Here is a 25063-nt window from a genome sequence, read left to right as displayed (position 1 = left end):
ACGATTCATCGGACCGGCGATCGCGCTCCGCTCGCCCGCAGGATCATGCTCACCACTTCTTCCGTCGTAGCCTCGAAGCGCTTCGTCGAGAGCGCGCGTTTGCCCGAGAGCGCGCATATTTGAGCCTCGAAATCGGCGTAGTGCTGCGTGGTCGCCCAGATCATGAAGAGGAGCGTCCGAGGGTCGACGGGCGCGAGCAACCCTTTGGCTATCCATCGCTCGATCAGCTTCACGCGTGAGTCCATCCACGGCTTCACGCGTTCGAGCAGGATCTCTTGCATGTGCAGCGCCCCGCTGATTATTTCGTTGGCCCACACCTTCGATCCAAGTGGGCGGCGCCGTGACAGGGCCATCTTGGCGCGCACGTAGCCGCCAATCGCCTCGACCGGATCGTCGCTTGCATCGAACAGGTTGGCGGCGGCGTTCCATTCCTCGAACACATCGTCGAGTACGCGCCAGTACAGCGCCAGCTTGGTCGGGAAGTAATAGTGCAGATTCGCCTTCGGTAAACCCGCGCGCTCGGCGATCAGCGCCGTGCTCGCGCCTTCGAATCCGCGTTCGGAGAACACGGCTTCGGCACAGGCGAGTAGATGGGATTCATTCGACGCACGAATGGAGGCTTTGCGCCGCTGTGGCTTGTGCGATGTGTCGGCGGCTCGTTGCGCCTGCACCGTGCCGCGCGTCGCGAGGGGTGCGGCTCGCGTGGTGGGTTCGTCGTCGCGCATGTTCGGTCCATTCGGAAGAGAAAAGGAGCGCGGCGGCCGCGCGCATGCCGGAATCATTGTAGCCACGATGCAAGTGCGCCGCGAATTCACCGACATCAGGAGAAACGCGCAGCACGGATGCCTGGTTTTTTTCACGCACTGCAGCATCAATGGCACGCTTCTCGCTCGTAACTCCGCATTGAATTCGCGAAGTTTCTCGTCTAAAACCTGTCCAATCGGACAGGATTCGAAGGGCTGGGTTTCAGGGGCAGCGCAGTGCCATCGAGACGTGCACCGTCGTGATCCTTCGTGCCCCAACACGGTGGCATGCATGCACGTTTGACAAGCACGGACAGGAGAACACGCATGAACGCAGTAAGCGAAGCCGCGCTGACGACCGCGATCCACGTGAACGGTCAGCGATTGTGGGACAGCCTGATGGAGATGGCCAGGATTGGCGCCACGCCCAAAGGCGGCGTGTGCCGTCTGGCGCTGACCGACCTCGACAAGCAGGGCCGCGATCTCATCGTGCAATGGGCGAAAGAGGCGCGCTGCACGGTGAGTGTCGATCAGATGGGCAACGTGTTTATGCGCCGCGCGGGGCGCAACAACGACCTGCCGCCCGTGATGACCGGCTCGCACGCGGACTCGCAGCCAACCGGTGGGCGCTTCGACGGTATCTATGGGGTGCTCGGCGGCCTCGAAGTGATTCGCTCGCTCAACGATTACGGCATCGAAACCGAGCGCCCTGTTGAAACGGTGATCTGGACCAACGAAGAAGGCTCGCGCTTCGCGCCGGCGATGGTCGCCTCGGGCGTATTTGCGGGTGTGTTTGCGCTCGAGTACGGACTGTCGCGCAAGGACGTCGACGGCAAGACCATCGGCGAGGAATTGCAACGCATCGGCTACGCGGGCGCGTTGCCGTGCGGCGGCCGCAAGATTCACGCGGCGTTCGAACTGCACATCGAACAGGGGCCGATACTCGAGGCCGAAAACAGGACGATCGGCGTGGTCACCGACGCGCAAGGTCAGCGCTGGTACGAAGTCGTGCTCACGGGCCAGGAGGCGCACGCGGGGCCTACGCCCATGCCGCGCCGCCGCGACGCGCTGCTGGGCGCCTCGCGCGTCGTGCAGCTCGTCAACGAAATCGGCCTGCGTCATGCGCCGCTCGCGTGCGCGACGGTCGGCATGATGCAGGTGCATCCGAATTCGCGCAACGTGATTCCGGGCCGCGTGTTCTTCACCATCGATTTTCGCCATCCGCAGGACGAGGTGCTGGCGCAGATGAACGCCGAACTGCGCGAAGGCATCGCGAAGATCGCGGAACAGGGCAAGCTCGAAGCCGACGTCGAGCAGATTTTCTACTACACGCCCGTGCCGTTCGACGAGACGTGCGTGAAGTCCGTGCGTGCGGCGGCCGAGCGCTTCGGCTATTCGAATCGCGACATCGTTTCGGGCGCAGGTCACGACGCGTGCTATCTCGCGACGGTCGCGCCGACCTCGATGGTGTTCGTACCGTGCATCGACGGCATCAGCCACAACGAAGTCGAGGACGCCACCATCGAATGGATCGAAGCCGGCGCGAACGTGTTGCTGCACGCCATGCTCGAACGCGCGAGCGAGCCCGGCTGACGCAATTTCGATCGAACGCAAGCGGTCTCAGCGCCGCGCTGTCTTTCCAACGATTCCCCACGTACCGGCCGCGCACGTCACGCACGCGGCCGGCGGACCCGTGTTTTGCCGCGCAAGGAGCATCCGGATGTCCCAGACCACCTCGAATGCCGCCAACGGCATCGCGCCAGGCCGTCTCAGTGCCGAGCAGCTGGGCTGCAATTTCGCCGACGTCGCGCCGCCGCTTTCCGCGAATGCGGCCGTGATCGCCGCCGACCGCTGTCATTACTGTTACGACGCGCCTTGCGTGAACGCGTGCCCCACGGGCATCGACATTCCCGGTTTCATCCGCAAGATCGGCAACGGCAATCTCAAGGGCGCGGCGCGCGATATCCTCAGCGCGAACCCGCTGGGCGGCATGTGCGCACGCGTGTGCCCGACCGAGATTCTCTGCGAAGGCGCCTGCGTGAGAAATCATCAGGATGGCGAGCCCGTTCAGATCGGCGCGCTGCAACGTCATGCCACCGACTTCCAGATGGCCCGCGAAGCCGCCGGTGCCCCTGCGCTCTTCAAGCGCGCCAGCGAGACAGGCCGTCATGTTGCCGTGGTCGGCGCGGGTCCCGCGGGTCTCGCCTGCGCCCACACGCTCGCGCTTGCCGGGCATCGCGTGAGCGTCTTCGACGCGCGCGAACAGCCGGGCGGCCTGAACGAGTACGGCATAGCGGCGTACAAGACCGTCGACGACTACGCGCAGCGCGAAGTGCGGTGGCTTCTTTCCGTTGGCGGGATAGAACTGCGCCAAGGCCAGCGACTGGGGCATGACGTGACGCTTGCGGAGTTACGCGCGGCGTATGACGCGGTGTTCGTCGGCGTGGGCCTTGGCGGCACGCATACGCTCTCCATCGAAGGCGAACTGCTCGACGGCGTGCTCGATGCCGTGAATTTCATCGCGCGCGTGCGCGAGGCCGACGATCTAGCCAGCGTGCCCGTCGGTCGCAAGGTGGTGGTGCTCGGAGGCGGCAATACGGCAATCGACGCCGCCGTGCAAAGCCGCAAGCTGGGCGCGGAGCAAGTGACGCTCGCCTATCGTCGCGGCGCGGCGCAGATGAGCGCCACCTGGGCCGAACTGGAATTCGCGCGTAGCCAGGGTGTGACGTTGGCCGAGTGGATGAAGCCGCTGCGAATCGTCGGCGACACGCAGGTGCGGGCCGTGGAATTCGAGCGCACCGGGCTCGATATGAGCGGCGCATTGCGCGGCACTGGGGAGATCGTGCGCGTGGAGGCCGATATGGTGCTGAAGGCAATTGGCCAAACGCTGTTACCCGAAGGCCTCGACGGGTTGCAACTCAGCGAGGAAGGCGGGCGCGTCGCGGTGGATGCGAACGGCGCCACCTCGCTCGCGGGCGTTTTCGCAGGCGGCGACTGTGCCGGCCACGGCGCCACCGATCTGACCGTCCAGGCCGTGCAGGACGGCAAGCTCGCTGCGCACGCGATCGACCGCTTCCTTGCGAGTCAGTCCGCCAGGGCCGCCTGAGCCGCGTGATAGCTACACCGAATCCAGATAAAACGAAGGAGTCGCATCATGGCCGACTTGCGCTGCACGATTGCCGGCATTCAATCGCCCAACCCGTTCTGGCTCGCTTCCGCGCCGCCCACCGACAAGGCCTACAACGTCAATCGCGCCTTCGAGGCGGGTTGGGGCGGCGTGGTCTGGAAGACGCTCGGGCTCGACCCGCACGTGGTGAACGTAAGCTCGCGCTATGGCGCCACCACCTGGCGCGGCCAGCGCATGGCGGGTCTGAACAATATCGAACTCATCACCGACCGGCCGCTCGACGTGAACCTGAAGGAAATCGCGCAGGTGAAGCGGGACTGGCCCGACCGGGCGCTCATCGTCTCGCTGATGGTCCCTTGCAACGAGCACGACTGGAAGTGGATTCTGCCTCAGGTGGAAGACACTGGCGCGGACGCTGTGGAGCTGAACTTCGGCTGTCCGCACGGCATGAGCGAGCGCGGCATGGGCGCGGCGGTGGGTCAGGTGCCCGAGTACATCGAAATGGTCACCCGCTGGGTGAAAGAAGGCACGCGGCTGCCTTGCCTCGTAAAGCTCACACCGAACGTCACCGACATTCGTCACGGCGCGCGCGCGGCGATGAAGGGTGGTGCGGATGGCGTCTCGCTGATCAACACCATCAATTCGATCGTCGGTGTCGATCTCGACGTCATGGCGCCGCTGCCCACCGTGGACGGCAAGGGCACACATGGCGGCTATTGCGGTCCTGCCGCGAAGCCCATTGCACTGCACATGGTCGCGGAGATTGCGCGCGACCCGCAAACGCAAGGCTTGCCCATCTCTGGCATCGGGGGCATTTCCGACTGGCGCGACGCCGCGGAATTCATCGTGCTGGGAGCGGGCAGCGTGCAGGTATGCACCGCGGCGATGCACTACGGTTTCCGGATCGTCAGCGACATGATCGACGGCCTTTCCAACTGGATGGACGACAAAGGGTACGCCAGCCTCGACGCGATTCGCGGCCGCGCCGTGCCGAACGTCACCGACTGGCAATACCTGAACCTCAACTACGACATCAAGGCGCGTATCGATCAGGACCGCTGCATCCGGTGCGGGCTCTGCCATATCGCCTGCGAAGACACCTCGCATCAAGCGATCACCGCCACGCGCGACGGCAAGCGCCACTTCGAGGTGGTCGATGCGAACTGCGTCGGGTGCAATCTATGCATGCATGTCTGCCCGGTCGATCAATGCATCACGATGGAGCGTGTCGATTCGGGCGAGCGCTACGAGAACTGGACCACGCACCCGAACAACCCGGTGCGTGTCGCCGACCCGAAAGCCGCCTGACATTTCGAAGCCGGATCGAGCCGGACCCACGACAAGCACGGAGAACCCACCTCATGAGCCAGCCCTTTGCAGTCGACGCCAATGCGCGCCGCGCCGAAAGCGAGCTATACAACGATGACCTCGCGCCCACCGGCGTTGCGCAGCGCACATGGCGCTGGTATCACTTCGCGGCACTATGGGTAGGCATGGTGATGAACATCGCCTCCTACATGCTCGCCGCCGGCCTCACCGAGCAGGGCATGGCGCCATGGCAGGCCGTGCTAACCGTGCTGCTCGGCAATCTGATCGTGCTCATGCCGATGCTGCTGATCGGTCATGCGGGTACGAAGTACGGCATTCCTTATGCGGTGCTCGTGCGAGCGTCGTTCGGTACCCAGGGCGCCAAGCTGCCTGCCATGCTGCGCGCCGTCGTGGCGTGCGGCTGGTACGGCATTCAATCATGGCTTGGCGGCAGCGCCATCTACACGCTCGTCAACATCCTCACGCACAACGCGCTGGTGGGCGACGCACTGCCGTGGCTCGGCATTTCGATCGGACAGGCTAGCTGCTTCCTCGTCTTCTGGGTGTTCCAGCTGTACTTCATCCTGCACGGCACCGATTCGATCCGCTGGCTCGAAAGCTGGTCCGCGCCCATCAAGGTGGTGATGTGCGCAGTGCTCGTGTGGTGGGCATGTTCGAAGGCAGGCGGCGTGGGCTCGATGCTGTCGCAACCGTCACAGTTCGCTGCCGGCGGTAAGAAGGCGGGCCTCTTCTGGGCGACGTTCTGGCCGAGCCTCACGGCCATGGTGGGTTTCTGGGCCACGCTCGCGCTCAACATTCCCGACTTCACGCGTTTCGCAAAAACGCAAAAAGACCAGTTCGTGGGCCAGGCCATCGGCCTGCCCATTCCGATGGCGTTGCTCTCGGTGGTCTCCGTGGTCGTGACCTCGGCAACGGTTGTGATTTACGGAAGGGCGATCTGGGACCCGATCGACCTCACGAGTCGCATGGAGGGCGTCGGTGTGGGCATCGCGCTCATCATCCTCACACTGGACACAATGTGCTGCAATCTCGCCGCGAATCTCGTCGGGCCAGCTTACGACTTCTCGAGCCTCTGGCCCAAGGGCATCTCGTACAAGACGGGCGGTCTCATCACCGCGGGTATCGCCATCGTGATGATGCCGTGGAAGATCCTTGCCACCACCCAGGGCTACATCTTCACGTGGCTCGTCGGTTATTCGGCGCTGCTTGGGCCGGTGGCCGGCATCCTGATGGTCGACTACTTTCTCGTTCGCAGCACACGCCTCGACACGGCCCAGCTATTCGAGGAAAACGGCGAATACGCCTACTCGAACGGCTGGAATCCGGCTGCCGTGATCGCGCTGATCGCAGGCGTGCTGCCGAACCTGCCGGGCTTTCTCAATGTCGCGTTCCCGAATGCGTTTGCCACCGTGCCCGATGCGTTCAAAAGCATTTACACCTATGCGTGGTTCGTGGGGCTCGCCATTGCGGCGCTCGTCTATGGCGTGATGATGAAGCTCGGCAAGAGCCGGCGCCCACGTGTTGCGAGCGCGTGAGCGTTTCAAGCGTGAATGTTCAACTGAAGGAGACTTGGCATCATGGCGATCCTGATTCGAGGCGGCACCGTCGTCAATGCAGACAAGAGCTGGCGTGCGGACGTGCTCTGCGAAAACGGCGTGATCCAGAGCGTTGGCGAGAACCTCGACGCGCCTGCGGGCGCGACCGTGGTCGACGCCGGTGGCCAATATGTGATGCCTGGCGGCATCGATCCGCACACGCATATGGAGCTGCCCTTCATGGGCACGACCGCCAGCGACGACTTCTACACGGGCACGGCGGCGGGGCTTGCGGGCGGCACGACATCGATCATCGACTTCGTCATCCCCAACCCGAAGCAACCGCTGATGGACGCCTTTCGCGAGTGGCGCGGCTGGGCAGAGAAAGCCGCTTCCGACTATGGCTTTCACGTGGCGGTGACGTGGTGGGATGAAAGCGTGTATCGGGACATGGGGCTCCTCGTGAACGAGCATGGCGTATCGAGCTTCAAGCACTTCATGGCCTACAAGAACGCCATCATGGCCGACGACGAGATTCTCGTGAACAGCTTTGCGCGCTCACTCGAACTGGGCGCGCTGCCTACCGTGCATGCGGAAAACGGCGAGCTCGTATTCCAGTTGCAACGCCAGTTGCTTGCGCGCGGTTTCACGGGGCCCGAGGCGCATCCGCTTTCACGGCCGCCCGAAGTCGAAGGCGAGGCAGCGAATCGCGCCATCCGCATCGCGCAGGTGCTCGGCGTGCCGGTGTACATCGTGCATGTCTCGGCGAAAGACGCGCTCGAGGCGATCGCGCGCGCACGCGGCGAAGGGCAGCGCGTATTCGGCGAAGTGCTCGCGGGGCATCTCGTGATCGATGAGTCGGTCTATCGCGACCCGGACTGGACGCGCGCCGCCGCCCACGTGATGAGTCCGCCGTTCCGTACCCAGGAGCATCGCGACGCGCTCTGGCGCGGGCTTCAGGGCGGCCTGCTGCACACCACCGCAACCGACCACTGCGTGTTCTGCGCTTCGCAGAAAGCCATGGGCCGCCATGATTTCACGAGAATTCCGAATGGTTGCGGCGGCGTGGAAGATCGCATGGCGGTGTTGTGGGATCAAGGTGTGAACACCGGCCGGCTCACGCCGAACGAATTTGTGCGCGTCACCTCCACCAATGCGGCGCAAATCTTCAACCTGTACCCGCGCAAGGGCACGGTGGCCGTGGGTGCCGACGCCGATCTCGTCGTCTGGGATCCCGAGGCCACGCGCGCGATATCGGTCAAGACGCATCATCAGAACGTGGACTTCAACGTGTTCGAAGGGATGACGGTTCGCGGCGTGCCCACACACACCGTCTCACAAGGCGAACTCGTGTGGGCGGACGGCGACCTGCGCGCGCGGCGCGGAGCCGGGCGTTATCTGAAGCGGCCCGCGAATCCCGGCTATCTGCAGGCCTCGCGCCTCGCGAAGAGCCTGAAGCAGACGCAGCCGGTGCATCGCGAAGGTGACGCACCACAATAAACACGGCAACGCGTGGAGGCATTGCAGGGGATATCGGGGGCTCGACGCGACAGGATTCGCGTTGCGCCCCGGTAGTTCGAGTGCAAACCGGTCGGCGCTTTTTATCTGCGTCGGAGTTCGCCATTGAGCGATCAGATATGAGAAAAGCGCGAGCCGGGGTGCGGTCATGCTTGAATGAGTAATCCGTATCTCGCGGTTAGTGTTTCCCGCGTTCCGCGATCCATGCGCTATCCGGTCGCTGTTCCAGTCAGCGATTCACAGGCCTGCCAGAGGCGTCTTGCATCGGTTCCGTTTCTTGCCTGACTGGCGACGTTCGCTGGTCCCACGTCTCGACCACGTGTTTCGAACAATCCGAGCGGACCATAGTAGCCGCCGTCGACGACATCGGCCGCGGTTGCGGCATAGAGCGTGGAAAGTGCGCCGGTCTGGTCACTGTTGAACAAGATATCGATCAGTCCGCCTAGCGCAGAGCGGACGATCGGGCTTGCGGCAAAATGGTCGGCACGGAACAGATTCGTATTGGCAACGCCGGGATGCGCGGCAACGGACATCACGCGCGATCGTGCGGCGCGCAACCGGCGATCGAGTTCGAACGCGAACATGAGGTTGGCGAGCTTCGACTGTCGATAGGCGGTCATCGGACGGTAACGACGGGTTGCCTGAAGGTCGTCGAAGTCGAGCCGCCCGGTCTTGTGTGCGATAGAGGCAACCGTGACCACGCGCGGCCGCTCGGCAGACGCTCCTGCCGCCATCTCGAGCGCAGGCAACAGCAGGTGCGTCAGGGCGAAATGCCCGAGTACATTGGTGCCGAACTGCAATTCGAAGCCGTCGACCGTTTCGAGGCGTCGGCGGGGCGCCATGACGCCCGCATTGTTGATGAGGATGTCGAGCGGCCGGCATTGCGCGAGTTCGCGATCGCAAAAGGCGCGCACCGAAGCAAGGCTTGCGAGATCCAGTCGTTCAAGCCGCAATCGGGCGGCGGGCAGTTCCCTCTGCAGACGGGACAGGGCATCGGCGCCGCGCTGTTCGTCACGGCAGGCGAGTACGACTTCCGCGCCTGTGCGAGCCAGTATTGCAGCGACGTGATAGCCGATGCCGCTGTTGGCCCCCGTGATGATGACGCGTTTGCCGTGCTGAGGCGTGATGTCGTCGATGCACCATTGTTTGTTCTGGTTCATTGGCGATTGTCGAGGGAAGGCCGTTAGCGGGAGAGAATGCTGATTAGCATACCCGTTGCACGCGCGCCGCATGTGCTGGACATTCTCGGGTTTCGCACGGATCGGGCGGCTTCCTGAGTCGGGCGCGCAGCGCGCGCATGCAATGCGTGTGAAACGCAAGGCGGCCGTCCTGACCCGTTACATCAGCCGAAGCACGATTCTCTGAAGGAGGGGGGGCAGGTCGCGTCGAGCGTCGACCACGAGATGAACGAAAACGGTCTCGTCGCGGACCTGATAAATGATCCGGTTCTTGCCGGAAAGGCCTTGCCGGAAACCGTCCTCGAAGAAGCCCTCAAGCTCGGCAGGCGCATGACTGCTAGCGGGGAACTGGCCAATGTGCGTGATCGTTTCCTGCAGTTGCGTCGATGTCTGACGCCACATTTCCCATCCGAATGTGCGGACAACATAGCTTCTGAGTTCGTCAATGCCGATCCGCGCCGTCGGGAGGATGCGGTATTTCAGCAGCGGTGCCGCCATCAGCGGAGCTTTTCCTGACGATCGAGCTGGTTGAGTTCCGCAAAGAACTCGTCGCCATCGACGTGATCCCCGCGCTCGATGTGCTTCTGGCCGATAGCCAGGATTTTCAGGAGCGCGAGGGTCTGCTGCGTCGATTCGTAGCTTCGCACATCCTGGACGACGAGCTTCGCTTCACCGTTCTGCGTGATGATGAGCGGCTCTCCCGAATCAGTCAGGTCCTTGACGATTTGCGCCGCTTCGCTTTTGAGGTAGCTGATTGGCTTCACATGATCGGCGAGATGCATCAAGCGCTCCGGTGAGGTTCACATAGGACCAAATTTAAACCATTAACGTCCGGCGGCAATCTGCGGTGCGTCCATGTGCAGTTGCATTTGACATAATGTAATTTATCAACATTTTTGTTGTTAGTCCAAAGTTCAGATGTCGCGTTAGTTGGAGAACCTAATTCTTCAACTTTCTTCGCCATTTTTGGGCCGTTTCACCACAACGGTGCATTCTCCGAGAAGGTTCAGCCTTTACATCCATAATTTGGGGCTTCCTGAGAAGAACGCTTCCACGCAATCTGTATCAGATATTCCACGTAATTCGCGTAGGAATTGGTTACCCGAGATTCGACCGGAATTTCGCGGATATTTTCGCTGTCCGGCATGCAATTGTGACGCTGATTGCGTGGCGGAGATGCACGTGAGCGAACCGAAAGTTGAAACTTTTTTGGTGATCTGAAGGAAGCCTGGGATTGGCGATTCCCACCAAAGAAACCTTGCCTGGAGTCGTCAACTCAGGCACAACCCACGGCCAGTTTCGTCACCGTCGGATCATCGTTGCCCGCGAACGTCAACTTTGTAACGACTTTGCTCACTCGTGAATAGCATCCCGCCGCGGTTTGAACCGCTTACGTTGTGTCGGCAACCAACTGACCACAATTACCCTAGGGTTTCCGTCGACGGATCATAATTGCACCCGTTTCACACCGCATGCGTCAGCGAGCAATTGCAATTGTTCGCGTCCGCCTGGTGTTGCAGTTACCCCGGGGCGACACAGTTTCCTAACCGGCAAGCTACAGTTTCTCCAACCCTTCCGATCGCTCATTGGCGGACCGTCGATCTTGAAGGCGCGGTAGTCGGCCTTTGCGGACGTTGGGGTATCGGCCACTGTGAGACAGGTGATGCGCACTTTGCCGCCGTTCGCGCCGTCGTAGTCTCGAATGTCCGATACCAATGCGACTGAATGAGTTCTCGCGACTCATTGCAGTTTTGCGGGGAAATCTGGCTACCCGAATACACGATAGGTGCAAAGAGAAGGAAGACACATCGTACAACGCAGTGGCGAATCTTTTCGCATAGGGAATCGCAACAACACGTGCCAACGGATGTGCAGGACCATCGGGCCCATGAAAGGGACACACACCTGTGTAGACAACTTGAAAAAGCGCTTGCGCGCAGTGACCGACCCGGAACCCGGAAAGTCGGCTATCGGCTTTCTCCAAGTCGAGAAAGCCATCAATTGAATGGGCTGCGCTCCTCGAGCACGAGTATATTTTTATCTGCGTCGTATCGCCACTTGCGCTTGGTATTGACAAGGGAGTGTTTTTCGGAGGGGCCACTGCCTTCTGATTTCTGCAACGACACAGCAAACTTGCTCATTACAAGGCGAGCCGATGGCCACGCGCTTTTCTCAACAAATGCGGAGGCCTCAAGCAGGATTGCGTCAGCGTTGGGAGCGCGAGCCAGCTTCGCTTCTCGTGCAAAGTGCGCCATGACCGAGGCGGCTCCTTCACTGCCCGAGTTACCGCGCGACGTAAAATCGCGAAACGCGTCGCGGTAAAGTTTCTCGGCCAATGCAGGATCGCCCGTTCGATAGGCATGCATTGCCAGATTCGCCTTTGTGTGCGCTCCGATCCGTTTCCCGTCGCGCTGTTCATCCTTTATCAATTGGTAAAGGATTGTAGACGCTGTGCTGATCGCGCCCTTGCCCATGAGGGCATAGGCAAGGTTGTTACGCAAAGCGACATCGTTGGGATCGCTGGCGAGCCCGCTAGTTGCAAGCGATACCGCGTGGTCCCACTCTTCGAGGAGTCCGGCCACGTAAGATGCCGCAACCCAAGGCCGCGACGAAAATGGCTCATCCTCTTGCCAAACCAGGCAATCATCACCCGCCGCTTCAAAATTCCCGTCAATGTAGTGCCGATAAACTCGGGCTTCCGCCGCGAAGTTTCCGGACAGCCACTCCTCCCTCGCGCTGATGGGAAAGCTGAAAGTCGTTACGACCCAAAGCGCTTGAGCGACCGAATTGTCGTTCGGCGTGATGAGTCCCTGTGACAACAGGCTACGGGATTGTTTGAACCTGCCTTGAGATAGTTCGAGTGTACCGAGGGCGCATGCCAGTTCGGATGTGTCCGCGGGAGAAAACCGTTTCGTTGCAAGCATCTTGAGACCCCGCTTTGCATCGTCCGTCCTGTCTAAAATCGCCTGCAGACTAACGATCGTTGCCATGAGCCACGGATCGCCCGCTGTTCGAGGAGAACGACGAAGGAGGTGTTCCGCTCGCTCATGCTCGCGGACGTGCGAAAAGAAGCGAGCCGCGCTGCGCAATACAAAGCGCGAGTCCGGCGCAAGTTGCAACGCGATGTCGACGCCCTTTCGAGCCTTCTCATGGCTTCCGCAGATTGTGTGCAGTCGCGCAAGGTCAATCCATCCGACTGGGTCACGAGGCTGATGCGCCAGTTGTTGACGAAGACGGGCCAACTCTGAATGGCGGTCCGTCGTCCTATCCACGCCAGTTCCGAGATCCAGCGCCGCATAACCCGCTATGCGACGTGCGGACCTCTCCAACATGGGAGGCAAGTGTACCTGCCGCTCAATGAGATACTTTGCTGGACCATCGAGATACTGCTTAGCTTCGGGGAAGCGCGCCAGATTAAGGAGATCAGCCGCGACTCCGATGCTCGGCGAACGCGACCATCTCAGCCAAAGCTCGCGTGCCTCGGCTGCCACTTTTTTAGGATCGGCGCGCGACCTGACCGCCCGGGCACCTTCATGTTCTCTCAACGCTTTGAGCGTAATCTCAGAGCTTCTCCAGCGCGGCAACAAACGTCTGGTTTGCACGTTATTACCCTGCCTTCCTTTCCGCTAGTTCCGCTTTGATTTTCAAGCGGGCGAACAGGGATATGTAACGATCGATGCCAGGCAGGCGCCCGGCCGACTTCCGCGCGTCTGGATGACCCCGAAGCTCTGGGTCCGGGTGACATAGCTGCCAGTATGCATCGGCTAGCTCGTTAGCACAGTACTCCGGTGCTGCCTGACGAATTCTGCCCGTGATGCGCCCATGAGCTCGAACCAGGAATGGTAGAGCGTCAGAAAATCGCACTGCTGGCCCATCAACGAGCGGAACGGCCTCATCCGGAGTGTCATCAATAAGCAGGTTTGTGGCGCCCAGACCCATCACGAGAAATGCAATCATGCTCCCGAGTAGATAGGCATCCGTGCCCTGCCGCTGGTCGATAGCATCCTGTGGCACAAATCCGTATATACACTCGGGCGGCGCATAGCGTTCGTCGCCCGGATAGTCGATTGAATCACCAGGACCGGGATGGCGCCGCGAAACAGCAGAGCCAAGGTCACAGAGCTTGATGCATCCGGCCTCCCTGAACTCCACGACGTTCGACGGCTTGATGTCGAGGTGACTTATTGCCTTCCAATGAAGTTGCGCGAGGCCGACCGCGGTCTGATGCAAAGCGAATAATCGCCAAGCAAAGCCACCAGCGAATCCTGTTTCCAGACGAGCGCGGACGTCTTCGTCGCCTCGCTCCATGACAAGATAGAAAATATTGTGCTTTTGACCGTCTAAAACCGCGTGCGCCTTGCCTGACTCAAGGAGTTTGACGACGTTTGCGAGGCCTTCTTTCGTGCAAAACGTCAAAACCAGAGTCTCAAAGTCGTGGGCTCTCGTCAGCTTGATCAGCGTCTGCGGGTCGTCGTCCTGCAAGGCGCCTTGCATGTCGAGGACTTTCATGAACGCTGTGACTCCCGCCTGCTCCACTACGAACCCGCGCGAGAAGAAGCCACCAGAGTGATCAGGGCCGTAAGGGTGCGCCTCCATCACTTTCCAGCCTTTGACCTTTGTTCCCACAAGATTCGCCAGAACCTGTGACCGAGCGTTCCCGTCGAGGACATCCAAGTCTTCGACGCTGTCAGCTTTCTGCAACATTGCATTCCCCGAAGATATGGCCCGGTTATCTTTCCGGACGCATAAAAAAATCCCCGCCGGAAAAGGGCGGGGATCTGGCGCCAATTATTAGGTCAAACTTCGACGTCTTCTGCCTCGCGCAACTCCGCGCGGGTGTCAGCCGTCAGCTCAGCCTTTTCCTCTGCTGATAGCTGGGAATACGGGACGCCCAAACCGCCGGCTGAGCTGGGAACACGCTCCTCGTCTCCCGTGGGACGCCTCTTCACGCATAAGCGCCCGTTTTGTCTGTATAGCAAAAGCATGCTATCTCCTAGTCGACCTGATGTAACCATTCAACAACAAAATCGCCGCCTGCTCAAGCGCCTGAAACGCGCGAACTGTGGTCGCGGATTCACTATCCTCAATGATTTCACGAAGTGTACCGTAACCTATCCGAACCATCAGTAACGGCGGAGGCTGCGGGCCATCCGGCGGCGGCATCACGGGTATAGCGAGACAAGCAACTTCGCCTTGCAGGAGTTGTGCACCGCGTTCGCCCGCACGCATCATTATGGTTTTTCCCCACCAGCAATCCGTATAGATGCCTTCTGCGCCGCTTACAGCAATTTGCATGGGCGGAACGTCCAGTTCCGCAGCCTGATTGGGAAGTGCGGCCAATTTCACCCAGCACAAGGCCTCCTGCGCGGACGTCGCACCATATAGCGACACGGATAACGGACCCGCCTTCAGTTCGTCCGTGAGCCCTTCCATCCACGCGGTCAAAACGGCTTGGCCCCGCGGCTCTGGCACAAGTTCGCGCAACCTCTGGCCAGACATCGGCCGGGTAGCCTGAACCGGTCGCCATGCGAGACCGTAGCGCGCACCCATCGCTGGATACGGAACTCTCAGCAAGAACCGCCCTTGTCCGAGGTCCTGGATTCGCAACCCCTTAACCAGTTCGGGCTGACGCTCAGGCGGCCCTTCAGCTACGTTCGCCGCAGGCTCAGCGACTATTGTCAGGTCTGCCACGGCTGGGACAAACTGTGGGGGAAGGCTCACCACGATTGTCAACGACTCGAGAGGCGCGTCTACCACCGCGGTCGCGAACTCCCGATCTTCGTTTCGCAACCTTCCCCGTCGGTGCCTCGGTACCAGTAGGAAATCGTCCGTCGTCAGCAAGCCACCCGACACCCAACTTGTGTCGATGATAAATCTCCGAGCTTTCCGGTTCTTAGTCAGCGCAAGCGGAATCTTGAGTTCATGGGTGTGTTCGGCCATCGCAGGCTCATACTTCGGACAGAACCTGTCGCTGCTGCCATCATCCCATTCAATCTCGACACCCTCGCAATCAGGAAAACCCGTACTGTTGAATACAGTTTGGGTGGTGCTGCCTGGTTTCACCACCCATTCTGTCCGCACTTCGCGAACAAAAACGTCGCGGCTCGGGTTGAAATCGAACGTCTTTGTAATCTGACTCGTCGGAGTTTCGACGATGGACCTCGAACGGCGGGCCTGGAAGCGTCGAATATCGGCCGCGTTGAAGAGTTGTACGCCACCACCCTTTGATGACCAGGCCCCGTCGGTAAATCGATGCTCATGCAAGATTACGCGTCGATCGTCCAGGAGCTCGATCACGTTGAACGAGGAGCGTTTGAACTCGCACCCTTCCAGCGTATGCAAACCTACAGCGGAGCCTGCCGCGACAACGGCGACATCGCCGCTGTTATCGCCGATAGTGCCGTATCGTGCCGCAAAGTGCTGATGCTCATGACCATGCAGCACCAGATTGACATTGTGAGCAGACAGCGTATTCAACAAGGTGCCGGCATTCCGCATAACCGTCGTAGCGGCCACGGCGCTTTCGCCCAGCGTCTGCGATTCACTCTCAAGCTTGGCAATTGGCAATAAGTGGTGGTGTCCTGCAAGAATACACAGATCAAAATCAGCGCCGACGCTGGACGCGCTCTTCGCTAACTTCGCCAGGCTTCCTGGGTCAACAAAGCCTTGTGCGAAGTAACGGGCATCACGACTGGTATCGAGCCCGAGGAGCGCAAGTCGCCATGTATTCTGTCCAGACGTCAGCGTCACCTCATGCGCCTGATCGGGAAGAAGGATCTTCCCCGAGAAACATCCGTCAAACCATGTGCTTGAGCCGGCGTCACCGTTGAACATACGCTTGGCCCACTCAAACCGCCACAACCTCCCGAACCTCGCGTTTCCGAAGGGGTGGCGATCGTGATTGCCCGCGCAAACCCACCACTTGTTGATGCGTAGCTGATCCAAGGCGTCCCGCGCACCCTCATAAGCCTTTTTGTGAGGCGAGTCGACAATATCGCCCGTCACAACGATGAGGTCGGGCCTGATGTCGTGAATATGTGCAGACAGCGACTTCCAGACCGCTTGCTGGTTTTTGGTGCCAAAGTGAAGGTCGCTTATGTGCAATATTTTGATCGACGACATGTATTTTTCTTCGTATGCCGCACGGCTCGGGGCCGTCAGCAGATAATTTTAGCAAGAGCTTGCAGTCAGACCTCTCGCGCCAAAATAGCCGTCGCAGGGTCACCCGGGCACGGCCAGTCAACCGGAAGATTTTTAAATCTTTAGGGCAATCCGTGGTTGAGTCAGAACCTTGCAGCCGCTAAGTCGCGCCCCCCCGTGAGGCGACCCGCAATGATAATCCAACCTGCATCGCCAACCAATGCAAAATTCGTGGCATGAGATTCCCAGGCAGTCCCAGCAGGGATGACGAATCGACCATGCAATCGACATCAAATATGCTCTATCGGCGTATCGAATGAGTAAAACAGGGTGCACTGCGCTTCGGGCACAAGGTGTACCGTCAACGGCATTTGCCGCGGCTCCAGTTTTTCTGGACACAGATTGGAGGTAAAACGTGGGTCCCAAAATGGAATTGTTGATGTTGAAGAAAACAGATACAAACGGGGTTGCGCCAGAGGCGCTGGAAGGGGCGCGTAGCACTACTGGAAGCGCCTCTGGCGCCGCTCGACGATCTACGCTGTGCGCGCGAGGACGGCGGACAACGTGGCGCCGATCATCCCGGGCCGTCGCGGCCCGAAACCGAAGATGCGCGATGCCGACCTGTTGAAGGCCATCCGCGACGATCTGGTGGCTCCGCCCTTCATCGGCGAGGGGCATCGCAACGTCTGGGCGCGCTTGCGTATCCCACCCGACATCTGGGTCTCCCGGACACGCGTGCTGCGGCTGATGCGCGAGCACAGCCTGCTGTCGCCGCACCGGCAAGCGCGAGGCGAACCCAACCTTCACGATGGCCGGATCACAACCGATTGTCCGAATGAGATGTGGGGCACCGGCGGCGCACGCATTTCGACCGTGGACGACGGCATGGTGTGGATCTTCTCGGCCGTTGATCAGTGCGACGGCACGTGTACCGGCATTCATGCCGCGAAGATTGACGACCGCTTTGCTGCTCTCGACCCAATCTCCTAGGGGCTGCTGGATGAATTCGGCTCTGTGCTCGCCGATGCGGGCCACGGGCTGTCGCTGCGTATGGATCATGGTTCGCAGTGCACGTCGGACGACTTCCGTGGCCAAATCAGGTTCTGGGGCATCGCGCCGAGCTATGCCTTCGTCGCCGAACCCCAGACCAACGGCGTCGCCGAGCGGTTCAATCGGACAATGAAGGAACAGGCTATTCATGGACGCATCTTCAAAGACCTGGAGGAAGTTCGTGCTGCCGCCATCGCGTTCAAGGATCGATGCAATCGCGACTAGCGTCTTGCAAAGTTGGGCTTCAAATCACCCCTCGAAGCCCGTCAGGAACGGCTGATGAAGCTGGCCGCCTGAACTGCAAAAGCGTGTCTGAACAGCCGGAGCCGGTACACTGTCAACGGCATTACAGGCTTTAGCGGCGGTCGGGACTGGCGCGTCGCTTCCCCTGGATTCTCCTTCCAGGCGATACTCTGGTCGCACAGACAAACAACAATCTCTTGAACAGACCAGTGAACTATCTGAACCTGAATCGACGTTTCGTCGAGCGCGAGTCCTATCGTCCCGAGGAACTGGTTGCATACGAAATCGCGGGCAAACCGATTACCTGGTCAAAGTTGCAGGAGAGTCGATTCACGGTAATCGTCGCGCCGGCGAATTTTGGCAAGACGACGGAGATGCAGCATCGCGCCAACGAGATGCGCGCGCGATCGGAAATGGCTGTGTTCGTTGCCCTGAGACGGCTGGCCGACCGTGGAAGTTTGGAAAAAGCGCTGGATGAAGCAGAGCGAGCGGCCTATCAAAAATGGCGAGCGACGCCCGAGAGCACACTGACTCTTTTCATCGACTCACTCGATGAAGCCGCAGCCGGAAAAAAGGAAAGCATTGAATATCTGCTGAGCGACATCGCCACCGAAATATCGTGGCCCAGCAAGTCGGTCAACTGGGTAATCTCGACCAGACCCGCGGTCTTGACGACTCAGCTCTTTGACTGGATTGCCTCACTCCTCGCACGCCCGGCGTTGACACTTCGTGAAAGCGGGTCTCCATCCACCAAGGTCCTGCCTAACGCGACTCCGACCACGACGTCTGAAAGCACGGAAGTTATTCCTGAAAAGCTCCGTGTCTTCTCGATGATGCCTCTGGACGGTGACCAGGCACAAACATACCTTAATGGACGGTACCCGAACCTCGCGAGTGATGAGATTCTGCGCCTTGCGCGTCAGCTAGGTCTTTCGGGATTCGCACGAAGCCCAGGTGGCATCGAGATACTGGCTCGCATTGATCTGCTCTCCAGCCCCCCTCCTTCACTGACCGACGTTTTCGACCGTGTTGCCGGGACGATTCGCGCTCTGCGGGGGGCAGATATTCGGCTTACAGAAGCAGGCAGCCCCCGTCCCGAATCGCTTGGAGAGGCGGCCCAAAAACTCGCGTCGGCGGCTCAACTTTGTCAGTTGCTCAACATCGAGATGCCTGAAGAAACGTTGGCCATCCCTGAGAAGGCGTTGTCCGCAAGGTTGATAGCATCATCAGTGTTGACGGAACGGGCAATTAACCAATTGTTGGGCTCTCAGCTTTTCATCGACGCCGGATTTCACCAGGTCAAAGTTTACCCGGACGAATTGCAGCCGTTTCTGGCGGCCCAGCGACTGGCGCAGCTTGCTCAGTCTCCCGATCAGGCTCAACGCCTGATGCAAAACTTCACATGGTCGGCGCCAAGCGGAGAGTGCGGCATCCGCCGCGATCTACTCCCGACGATGGGCTGGCTGGCAACAATGAACCCGCATTGTCGGTCGGTCATACTCCAATATGAACCGCAGGCGCTGGCATTCTTTGGGGACCTCCGCAATAACCTTGTTCCATTGAGCGATGCAACAGAGGCTTTAAGCGAGAGCATCCGACGTCTTGTCGAAAATGGGGATCACCCCGGTCGAGGCATGTTCACACTCACATCGGAAAACTTCTGGCAGGCCGGTCCGAAGCGGCTGGCGCCAGTCATCATGCGCCTCCTCGACAAATACGGCGACCATCACTGCGCACGAGACGTCCTTATGGATATCGCAACCGCGTGCAAGCTTGACGGCGTGAGGACCAAGGTTTTGCGTCGGCATCAGCAGAATTATGAGCGTCTTCTTGGTGACAGCACCGATGTCCACTACCTCCTCGAGCTGGGCGAGGAAGCCGATTACGTCGGTCTTGCGGCCGCTATTAAACTGAGTGAAACCGCACGCGCGAGCCTCGTGGCTCTGCTCATCGGCAAACTGGGTTGGAAATACTTCACTCCTACCGATGTCGCCCGGCTTATCGACCAACAGTACCTTCGGGGACAAGATGGCTACCATATCGGCTACGTGCTAGAGTCAGCGAATCTGCTGAAGACGGCTACCGAACAACAGCTCTATCAGCTAGCCAGAAGCATGGTCATACGCGTGGCAAGGCTCTGCGACCGAGACACGCACGAAGGTCGAGCGTCCCGGCTTGTAGATGACCGCTATGCGGAGATGGCCGCCGAAGCCGTTGCTGCGCTAGTCAATCGAGCAAGTCCACCGAACTCTGGAAGGGTCGCTCGCGTGTGTTTCATTCTTCGGCGCGTGCTGTCAGAAGGGAGGTTTGGAGGCGCCGACACCAGCAGCGTCCGTCGCGCTCTCGAAGCGAATACGCCGATTCGGCGAGATTTGCTCAAAATGATCTCCCAACAGTCCGGACTCTCCGACCAGCAGTTTCTGATGTTAGTGATTGGCTACTATTCTGCCTGCAGGTACACGGCCGAAGACATTCAGCAAATCAATTCTCCCCGCCTCTCAAACGTCTATGACGAGTTTTTCACGAGAGAGGCCGTAGCACCGGAACCACCTCCACCGAAGCACGCAAAATCGGCAAGCGCAGATAGGCTAAAGGTCACCCCTTCTGCGAAGAAGGCATTGCTCGGCATGGTAGCCGCCCTTCGCGATGGAACGGGTAAAAGCGGGCTCGAATGGGTCGCGCAATGGCTTTTGCAAACAAGCACACATTCCCGCTATAGCGAGGTCGACTTCAAGATCTTTGAACGCACGGCTGGAGCGACCATTACCGACGCAGTCCGCCAAGGATTCAGCAATGTCTGGCGCAAGGAGCCACCCCGGTTCGACGAGGCGCAACCCCAATCGACCTACCATATCACCGCTGCTGGTTTGCAAGGGCTCTATGCGGACCTTGGCACTGGCGCGGCGTTGCCCTCCCTCTCGGAGTCCGAGGTCCGCCGAGCATTGCGCTACGGCGCCTTTGAAATTAACGGCTACCCAAAATGGTACTGGCCGTTGGTGTCCGCGTATCCCGATATCGCGAAATCCGAGCTTTCCAAGATGGCCCGGGAGTCTGGGAACGGAGCGGTGTCCAAGGAACACGCTGAACATCTGTTCATGTCACTTGCCGACGCACCTGCCGACATCAGCGTGGCTTTGGCTCCGTTGGCGTGGGCATACCTGACAAAGGGCGAGCCAACCCAGGAGTTCGTCGCCGAGCAAATTCTTCATTCGATCATGACCTCGCCGACAAAGATTCGGCAATCCGATTTCGAACGGACAGCGTCGGGTATTGTGAAACGGGCCTTCAAGTCGCCATTACCGGAAGAGCCTGATAACGCACGATCCGCCGCTCTACGCCAAGCGGCGGTATGGGGCGGTCACTGGCTGATGAGCTATCCCGTGAACTTTCAGCGCGCGGTGCGTCAGTGGGGACCGAAAGACCCGCTGGCGGTGCGAGCGTTTATTGCCAGGATGGCTAGCTACTTCGGACGAGATCGCACAGGAGCGATGGCCCAGCTTGCCCGAGCCAGCGATGATGGAGTCATGGTGCTTGAGGACATTTATCACTGGACAAAGTGGGCGGTCCCGCCGGCCGATGACATTCCCCATTCTGATGGGGTCGTCTACACGCCCACAACACGTGATGATGCGCAACGGTTCCGCGACGGATTACTTGGCGCTATCGCATCAGCGAACTCCCAGTTCGCTTACGAAGTTCTGGCGCGCATTTTCACCTCAGCGTCGGGACTGGAAAAAATGTATGTTCGCTCGCTCCAGTTTGAGATGCGCGAGCGCCAGTTTGCGAAGGCCCCTCTGTCTCAAATAAGCTACGACCAGTTCGAGAACGATTTCAAGGCTGACGTAACGGACACATTGTCTCTGGCGATGGCGGTTCACTCCGACCTCCTTGCGGTCAAATACGATATTGAGCGGGGTGAGCACAGTCTGCGTAACTTCTTTAGCGCACTGGATTTCACTCGTGTCAACAAAAAAGGTGTTCTTGGCGAACAAGCCGGCCTTGCACTGGAAGTCGAATTCCAGCGCCTGCTCGCGAGTGAACTCAATCACCATGCGCTCGGACGCTACTCCGTAACCGTAGAATCGAACACAGCCGAGTCGAAGCGTCGGGACGTACTGTGCAGTCGCAACGACTGGCGAGCCTCCATTGAACTCAAGATGTCAGAGCGATGGACCCTCGATGATTACGTCATCGCCTTGGAAAGACAGCTTCTTGGGCAGTACATGCGCCACAACAAGGCGACTATCGGCTTTCTTGTCCTGGTCTTGCAGACAAAGGACAGACGCTGGAAGAATCTGGAGACAGGAAAGACGGTGGGGTTCGACGAATTGCTAAGCTTACTCGGCAAGAAAGCTCAGGCACTTGAATCAAAGAACCGCTCGCTCTATCTTCGTGTTATCGGAATCGATGCTACCGCTCCTGATGACTTTCGAAAGAAGCATTGACGAACTTTTAACCATCCAGGACATGACGACGCGTCATACAAGGCGTTACAACCGTTTTGCTGGACGACGAGCGATGTTCTCGGCACGCGGTTCGTTCGCCAATACGCCGTGACAACTCGTCTGCGCAGTATGAGAGCTCGAGAATCGGCGCCTCCAGAAAGGCCTTTTCCGAGCCATCAATTGCAGAAAGACAGTCGCGGAGGGAGCCTTCCGGCATGCCAGCTACTGCGAACGATGATTTTGAAACAGCACGCAGGGCGGAACCTTCAAACGAGTGTTCAAACGGCTGCATTACCCGATTGATGTGATTCTGCTTTGCGTGCGTTGGTATGTCGCCTACCCGTTAAGCCTGCGTCATCGGGAACAGATGATGGCTGAACGCGGCTTGGCGGTCGATCATTCGACGGTTCATCGGTGGGTGCTGAAGCTGCTACCACTGCTGGAGAATGCGTTCTGGCGGCGCAAGCGGCCGGTCGGGAAAAGCTGGCGCATGGACGAGACGTACATCAAAGTCAACGGCGATTGGAAATACCTCTATCGCGCCGTCGACAAGGACGGCCACACAGTCGATTTCCTGCTGCGTGCACACCGGGACAAGGCTGGCGCCCGGCGGTATTTTGAAAAGGCGATTGCCCGGAACGGCGGCCCCGAGACGGTGACGATCGATAAGAGTGGAGCGAACTTGGCTGCGCTCAAGGACATCAACGCCGCCCGCAAGCAGCCGATCAAGATCCGTCAGCAAAGATACCTGAACAATGTCGTTGAACAGGGTCACCGTGCGGTCAAGCGCCGAACACGGCCGATGATAGGCTTCAAGAAATTTCGCAGCGCGCGCGTCCTGATCGGCGGCATCGAGGTGATGCACATGATCGTCAAAGGGCAGATGAAAGGTAATCGCACGGGCCAGACACCCGCCGAGCAATTCTATTCATTGGTTTCATAGGGAATACTATACATCTGCGCATAGTTGTCCTCGTCGGCTCTTATTAAGACAGAACCCGTATAGCTCATCTCGCGTCCTCCGGTTTGCCGCGGGAAACCTTCATCATCTTCCAACTGGACATTTCTGATACCGTCAGCGCGTGCGGATTCGTTCACTATGTCACCGCGTCGACGGGTGGGGCACGTTCCGTCCATTCTTAACGCGAGTACCCATTCAGTCGCATCGATACCTGACATTCGAGGCTACGACGGCGCGAACGACAGCAAAGCGCCGATCACCTGCCTCACAGCGGCCGATACTCCAACGTCCGCAATGGCCGATGACTCGCCCTTCAAGGCGGACCTCGAATCCGTTGCTTGATAAGATGCGACAGGAGATCGGTTCTCGTGTACGGTGCCCGAAAACGCCTGTGACATTTCTTTTGAGCCGAAGCAGCACTCTTCAAGCTGCCGAGTTGCCCACCGGCTTTGTACTTTCAGGAACGCCGGCCGCGCTGTACGTCTGGCGCGACGGCGCTCTCATCTTCGCGCACAGTCTCCGAATGGCGCCGGTCATCTTCGGCGTGAAGATAAATGCCTGTCGTCTGAATTGATGCGTGACGCATGTTTTTCTGGATGAAGCGCAGGTCAGTCCCGGCATCGGCCTGATGCGAAGCTGCACTGTGACGGAGCCAGTGGGTCGATGCACGTCGCAGCGTTCCAGCGCCGGCGGGATCGGTTGTGTCGAGCATTGCCGCGGCGCGTCGGAAAACCTCCTTGACGATCAGGTAAACCGCCGCCGGGGTGAGGTGCCGGTGAGGGTCGCCCGTGACGCTCATCACGGCAGCCGCGGTCTCATTCCCCGTTGGCGTCGGTGCCAGCCCATAAAAAACCCGATAACGCGCGAAGTCGGCCATCAAGACAGCACTCACCGGCACCTCTCCTTCAGCGCCACCTTTCCCCACCACGTGCAGCCACCAGTTACCTCGCCGCTGATAGAAGTCGGCTGCCTTCACATGCGCCGCTTCCGAGACGCGCAGTCCGGTGCCGTACAGCAGGCGGATCAGCCAGCGGCTGCGCTCGTAGTGCTGATGGTCGCGCGCGGTGAGCCGGGGCCACTGCTCGACGCTGGCAAGGACGTGCTCCCAGAGCGCGTGATCCAGATACCGTTCGACCCGCCGAATCCGCTTGCCTGCAGCTCCCGTCCGGCGACGCAGTGCAAGCGGATTGCCCGCCAGGTAGCCGGCACTGACCAGATAGGACAGCAGGCCAGAGATGATGCCGAGCGCCTGATGCCGGCTGCGCTCCGACAGCGGCCCGTCGAACAGCCGCCGCGTACCGCCCCGCCGCGGCAGGGTTGGATCGGCCCAGTCGCCAGTGGGTGCCGCGAGAAACCGCTCGTACAGCAGAAAGTCCTCGCGCGTCAGGCTCGAGAGTGGCTTGCCCAGCGCCTGGGTGGCCCACAGCAGCAGGCGCACCGCTTCCTTGCGGTAGCTGCGCAACGTGTGCGGCGAGCCCGCGTATTCCGCGAGCCACAGGCGCACGGCCTCGACGTCGCTGTCCGCGGCGATCTGCCGATGCCCGCCCCGTGCGCGGTTGATGCCGTCGCGCCCGTCGAGGGCGGCGGGCAACGCAATCGACAGAGCGGTGTCGGGCGACTCCGGGGCGGTGGCGGGCAGGTTCATGGTGTGACGCGTTTTCGAATGGCCTTTGCGCAGCGTACACGATCGGAACTTGCGATTATGGGCGTTATCACAAATTTTGCCTCCTTATCGTTATATATATAATGTTATACAGCAATATACATATATAGTTTTCTGGCGAAACGCCCTCT

The 25063-nt window shown here is 59.8% G+C and carries 17 protein-coding genes; 9 read left to right on the top strand and 8 right to left on the bottom strand.

Annotated elements, in window-relative coordinates; translation table 11 throughout:
- Positions 1–5: 5 nt before the first annotated feature.
- Positions 6–725 (bottom strand): TetR/AcrR family transcriptional regulator, encoded by a 720-nt coding sequence (locus OKW40_RS03745; RefSeq protein WP_429488268.1) that lies wholly within the window; start codon positions 723–725, stop codon positions 6–8.
- Between the two features lie 345 nt (positions 726–1070).
- Here OKW40_RS03745 and OKW40_RS03740 point away from each other — a divergent pair, with 345 nt between their 5' ends.
- From OKW40_RS03740 to hydA, 5 genes are all read left to right on the top strand, one after another.
- Positions 1071–2336: a Zn-dependent hydrolase gene (locus OKW40_RS03740; RefSeq protein ID WP_429488266.1), complete on the top strand. Its 1266-nt coding sequence runs from the start codon at positions 1071–1073 to the stop codon at positions 2334–2336.
- Positions 2337–2463: 127 nt separating this feature from the next.
- On the top strand, positions 2464–3849 hold the full coding sequence (locus tag OKW40_RS03735) for an NAD(P)-dependent oxidoreductase (protein ID WP_429488265.1): 1386 nt from the start codon (positions 2464–2466) through the stop codon (positions 3847–3849).
- A gap of 48 nt (positions 3850–3897) precedes the next feature.
- Positions 3898–5178 (top strand): NAD-dependent dihydropyrimidine dehydrogenase subunit PreA, encoded by a 1281-nt coding sequence (preA, locus tag OKW40_RS03730; protein ID WP_429488263.1) that lies wholly within the window; start codon positions 3898–3900, stop codon positions 5176–5178.
- 53 nt (positions 5179–5231) lie between these two features.
- Positions 5232–6734 carry an NCS1 family nucleobase:cation symporter-1 gene (locus tag OKW40_RS03725; protein ID WP_184033163.1) on the top strand — a complete coding sequence of 501 codons (1503 nt, stop codon included), beginning with the start codon at positions 5232–5234 and terminating at the stop codon, positions 6732–6734.
- A 42-nt stretch (positions 6735–6776) separates the two neighbouring features.
- Positions 6777–8234 carry a dihydropyrimidinase gene (hydA, locus tag OKW40_RS03720; RefSeq protein ID WP_090811231.1) on the top strand — a complete coding sequence of 486 codons (1458 nt, stop codon included), beginning with the start codon at positions 6777–6779 and terminating at the stop codon, positions 8232–8234.
- A gap of 227 nt (positions 8235–8461) precedes the next feature.
- Here the strand turns inward: hydA and OKW40_RS03715 are convergent, their stop codons facing one another.
- From OKW40_RS03715 to OKW40_RS03690, 6 genes are all read right to left on the bottom strand, one after another.
- The gene (locus OKW40_RS03715) at positions 8462–9484 is read right to left on the bottom strand and encodes an oxidoreductase (RefSeq protein WP_429488261.1); all 1023 of its coding nucleotides are present in this window, start codon (positions 9482–9484) and stop codon (positions 8462–8464) included.
- A gap of 105 nt (positions 9485–9589) precedes the next feature.
- A complete protein-coding gene (locus tag OKW40_RS03710; RefSeq protein WP_429488259.1) occupies positions 9590–9928 on the bottom strand; it encodes a type II toxin-antitoxin system RelE/ParE family toxin in 339 nt (112 codons plus the stop codon).
- Positions 9928–10212: a type II toxin-antitoxin system Phd/YefM family antitoxin gene (locus tag OKW40_RS03705; protein WP_429488257.1), complete on the bottom strand. Its 285-nt coding sequence runs from the start codon at positions 10210–10212 to the stop codon at positions 9928–9930. Before OKW40_RS03705 ends, OKW40_RS03710 begins: the two co-directional genes overlap by 1 nt.
- Before the next feature lie 1215 nt (positions 10213–11427).
- Complete coding sequence (locus OKW40_RS03700) at positions 11428–13032, bottom strand: tetratricopeptide repeat protein (RefSeq protein WP_429488255.1); 1605 nt, start codon at positions 13030–13032, stop codon at positions 11428–11430.
- 4 nt (positions 13033–13036) lie between these two features.
- Positions 13037–14134, bottom strand: coding sequence for a protein kinase domain-containing protein (locus tag OKW40_RS03695; RefSeq protein WP_429488253.1), 1098 nt, complete (start codon positions 14132–14134; stop codon positions 13037–13039).
- A 282-nt stretch (positions 14135–14416) separates the two neighbouring features.
- Positions 14417–16552: a metallophosphoesterase family protein gene (locus OKW40_RS03690; RefSeq protein WP_429488251.1), complete on the bottom strand. Its 2136-nt coding sequence runs from the start codon at positions 16550–16552 to the stop codon at positions 14417–14419.
- A 582-nt stretch (positions 16553–17134) separates the two neighbouring features.
- Between OKW40_RS03690 and OKW40_RS03685 the strand changes: the two genes are divergently transcribed.
- The 4 genes from OKW40_RS03685 to OKW40_RS03670 all read left to right on the top strand — a co-directional run bounded on the left by OKW40_RS03685 (position 17135) and on the right by OKW40_RS03670 (position 23251).
- Positions 17135–17560 carry a hypothetical protein gene (locus OKW40_RS03685; protein WP_429488249.1) on the top strand — a complete coding sequence of 142 codons (426 nt, stop codon included), beginning with the start codon at positions 17135–17137 and terminating at the stop codon, positions 17558–17560.
- Positions 17561–17584: 24 nt separating this feature from the next.
- Complete coding sequence (locus tag OKW40_RS03680) at positions 17585–17845, top strand: integrase core domain-containing protein (protein ID WP_429488247.1); 261 nt, start codon at positions 17585–17587, stop codon at positions 17843–17845.
- 227 nt (positions 17846–18072) lie between these two features.
- Positions 18073–22308 (top strand): hypothetical protein, encoded by a 4236-nt coding sequence (locus OKW40_RS03675; RefSeq protein ID WP_429488246.1) that lies wholly within the window; start codon positions 18073–18075, stop codon positions 22306–22308.
- 274 nt (positions 22309–22582) lie between these two features.
- Positions 22583–23251 carry an IS6 family transposase gene (locus OKW40_RS03670; protein ID WP_429488244.1) on the top strand — a complete coding sequence of 223 codons (669 nt, stop codon included), beginning with the start codon at positions 22583–22585 and terminating at the stop codon, positions 23249–23251.
- Between the two features lie 475 nt (positions 23252–23726).
- On the opposite strand, the gene OKW40_RS03665 is transcribed toward OKW40_RS03670, so the two are convergent.
- The gene (locus OKW40_RS03665; protein WP_429488243.1) at positions 23727–24914 is read right to left on the bottom strand and encodes a tyrosine-type recombinase/integrase; all 1188 of its coding nucleotides are present in this window, start codon (positions 24912–24914) and stop codon (positions 23727–23729) included.
- Positions 24915–25063 lie beyond the last annotated feature (149 nt).

Source organism: Paraburkholderia sp. RAU6.4a (genome assembly GCF_050435625.1).
Lineage (GTDB): Bacteria > Pseudomonadota > Gammaproteobacteria > Burkholderiales > Burkholderiaceae > Paraburkholderia > Paraburkholderia tuberum.
This window is presented reverse-complemented; position numbering and strand designations above follow the sequence as displayed.

What these genes read in the sequence shown, in the direction of transcription:
- OKW40_RS03745 (WP_429488268.1), bottom strand. Translation starts at nt 725, where the DNA reads ATGCGCGACGACGAACCCACCACGCGAGCCGCACCCCTCGCGACGCGC.
- OKW40_RS03740 (WP_429488266.1), top strand. Translation starts at nt 1,071, where the DNA reads ATGAACGCAGTAAGCGAAGCCGCGCTGACGACCGCGATCCACGTGAAC.
- OKW40_RS03735 (WP_429488265.1), top strand. Translation starts at nt 2,464, where the DNA reads ATGTCCCAGACCACCTCGAATGCCGCCAACGGCATCGCGCCAGGCCGT.
- preA (WP_429488263.1), top strand. Translation starts at nt 3,898, where the DNA reads ATGGCCGACTTGCGCTGCACGATTGCCGGCATTCAATCGCCCAACCCG.
- OKW40_RS03725 (WP_184033163.1), top strand. Translation starts at nt 5,232, where the DNA reads ATGAGCCAGCCCTTTGCAGTCGACGCCAATGCGCGCCGCGCCGAAAGC.
- hydA (WP_090811231.1), top strand. Translation starts at nt 6,777, where the DNA reads ATGGCGATCCTGATTCGAGGCGGCACCGTCGTCAATGCAGACAAGAGC.
- OKW40_RS03715 (WP_429488261.1), bottom strand. Translation starts at nt 9,484, where the DNA reads ATGCGGCGCGCGTGCAACGGGTATGCTAATCAGCATTCTCTCCCGCTA.
- OKW40_RS03710 (WP_429488259.1), bottom strand. Translation starts at nt 9,928, where the DNA reads ATGGCGGCACCGCTGCTGAAATACCGCATCCTCCCGACGGCGCGGATC.
- OKW40_RS03705 (WP_429488257.1), bottom strand. Translation starts at nt 10,212, where the DNA reads ATGCATCTCGCCGATCATGTGAAGCCAATCAGCTACCTCAAAAGCGAA.
- OKW40_RS03695 (WP_429488253.1), bottom strand. Translation starts at nt 14,134, where the DNA reads ATGTTGCAGAAAGCTGACAGCGTCGAAGACTTGGATGTCCTCGACGGG.
- OKW40_RS03690 (WP_429488251.1), bottom strand. Translation starts at nt 16,552, where the DNA reads ATGTCGTCGATCAAAATATTGCACATAAGCGACCTTCACTTTGGCACC.
- OKW40_RS03665 (WP_429488243.1), bottom strand. Translation starts at nt 24,914, where the DNA reads ATGAACCTGCCCGCCACCGCCCCGGAGTCGCCCGACACCGCTCTGTCG.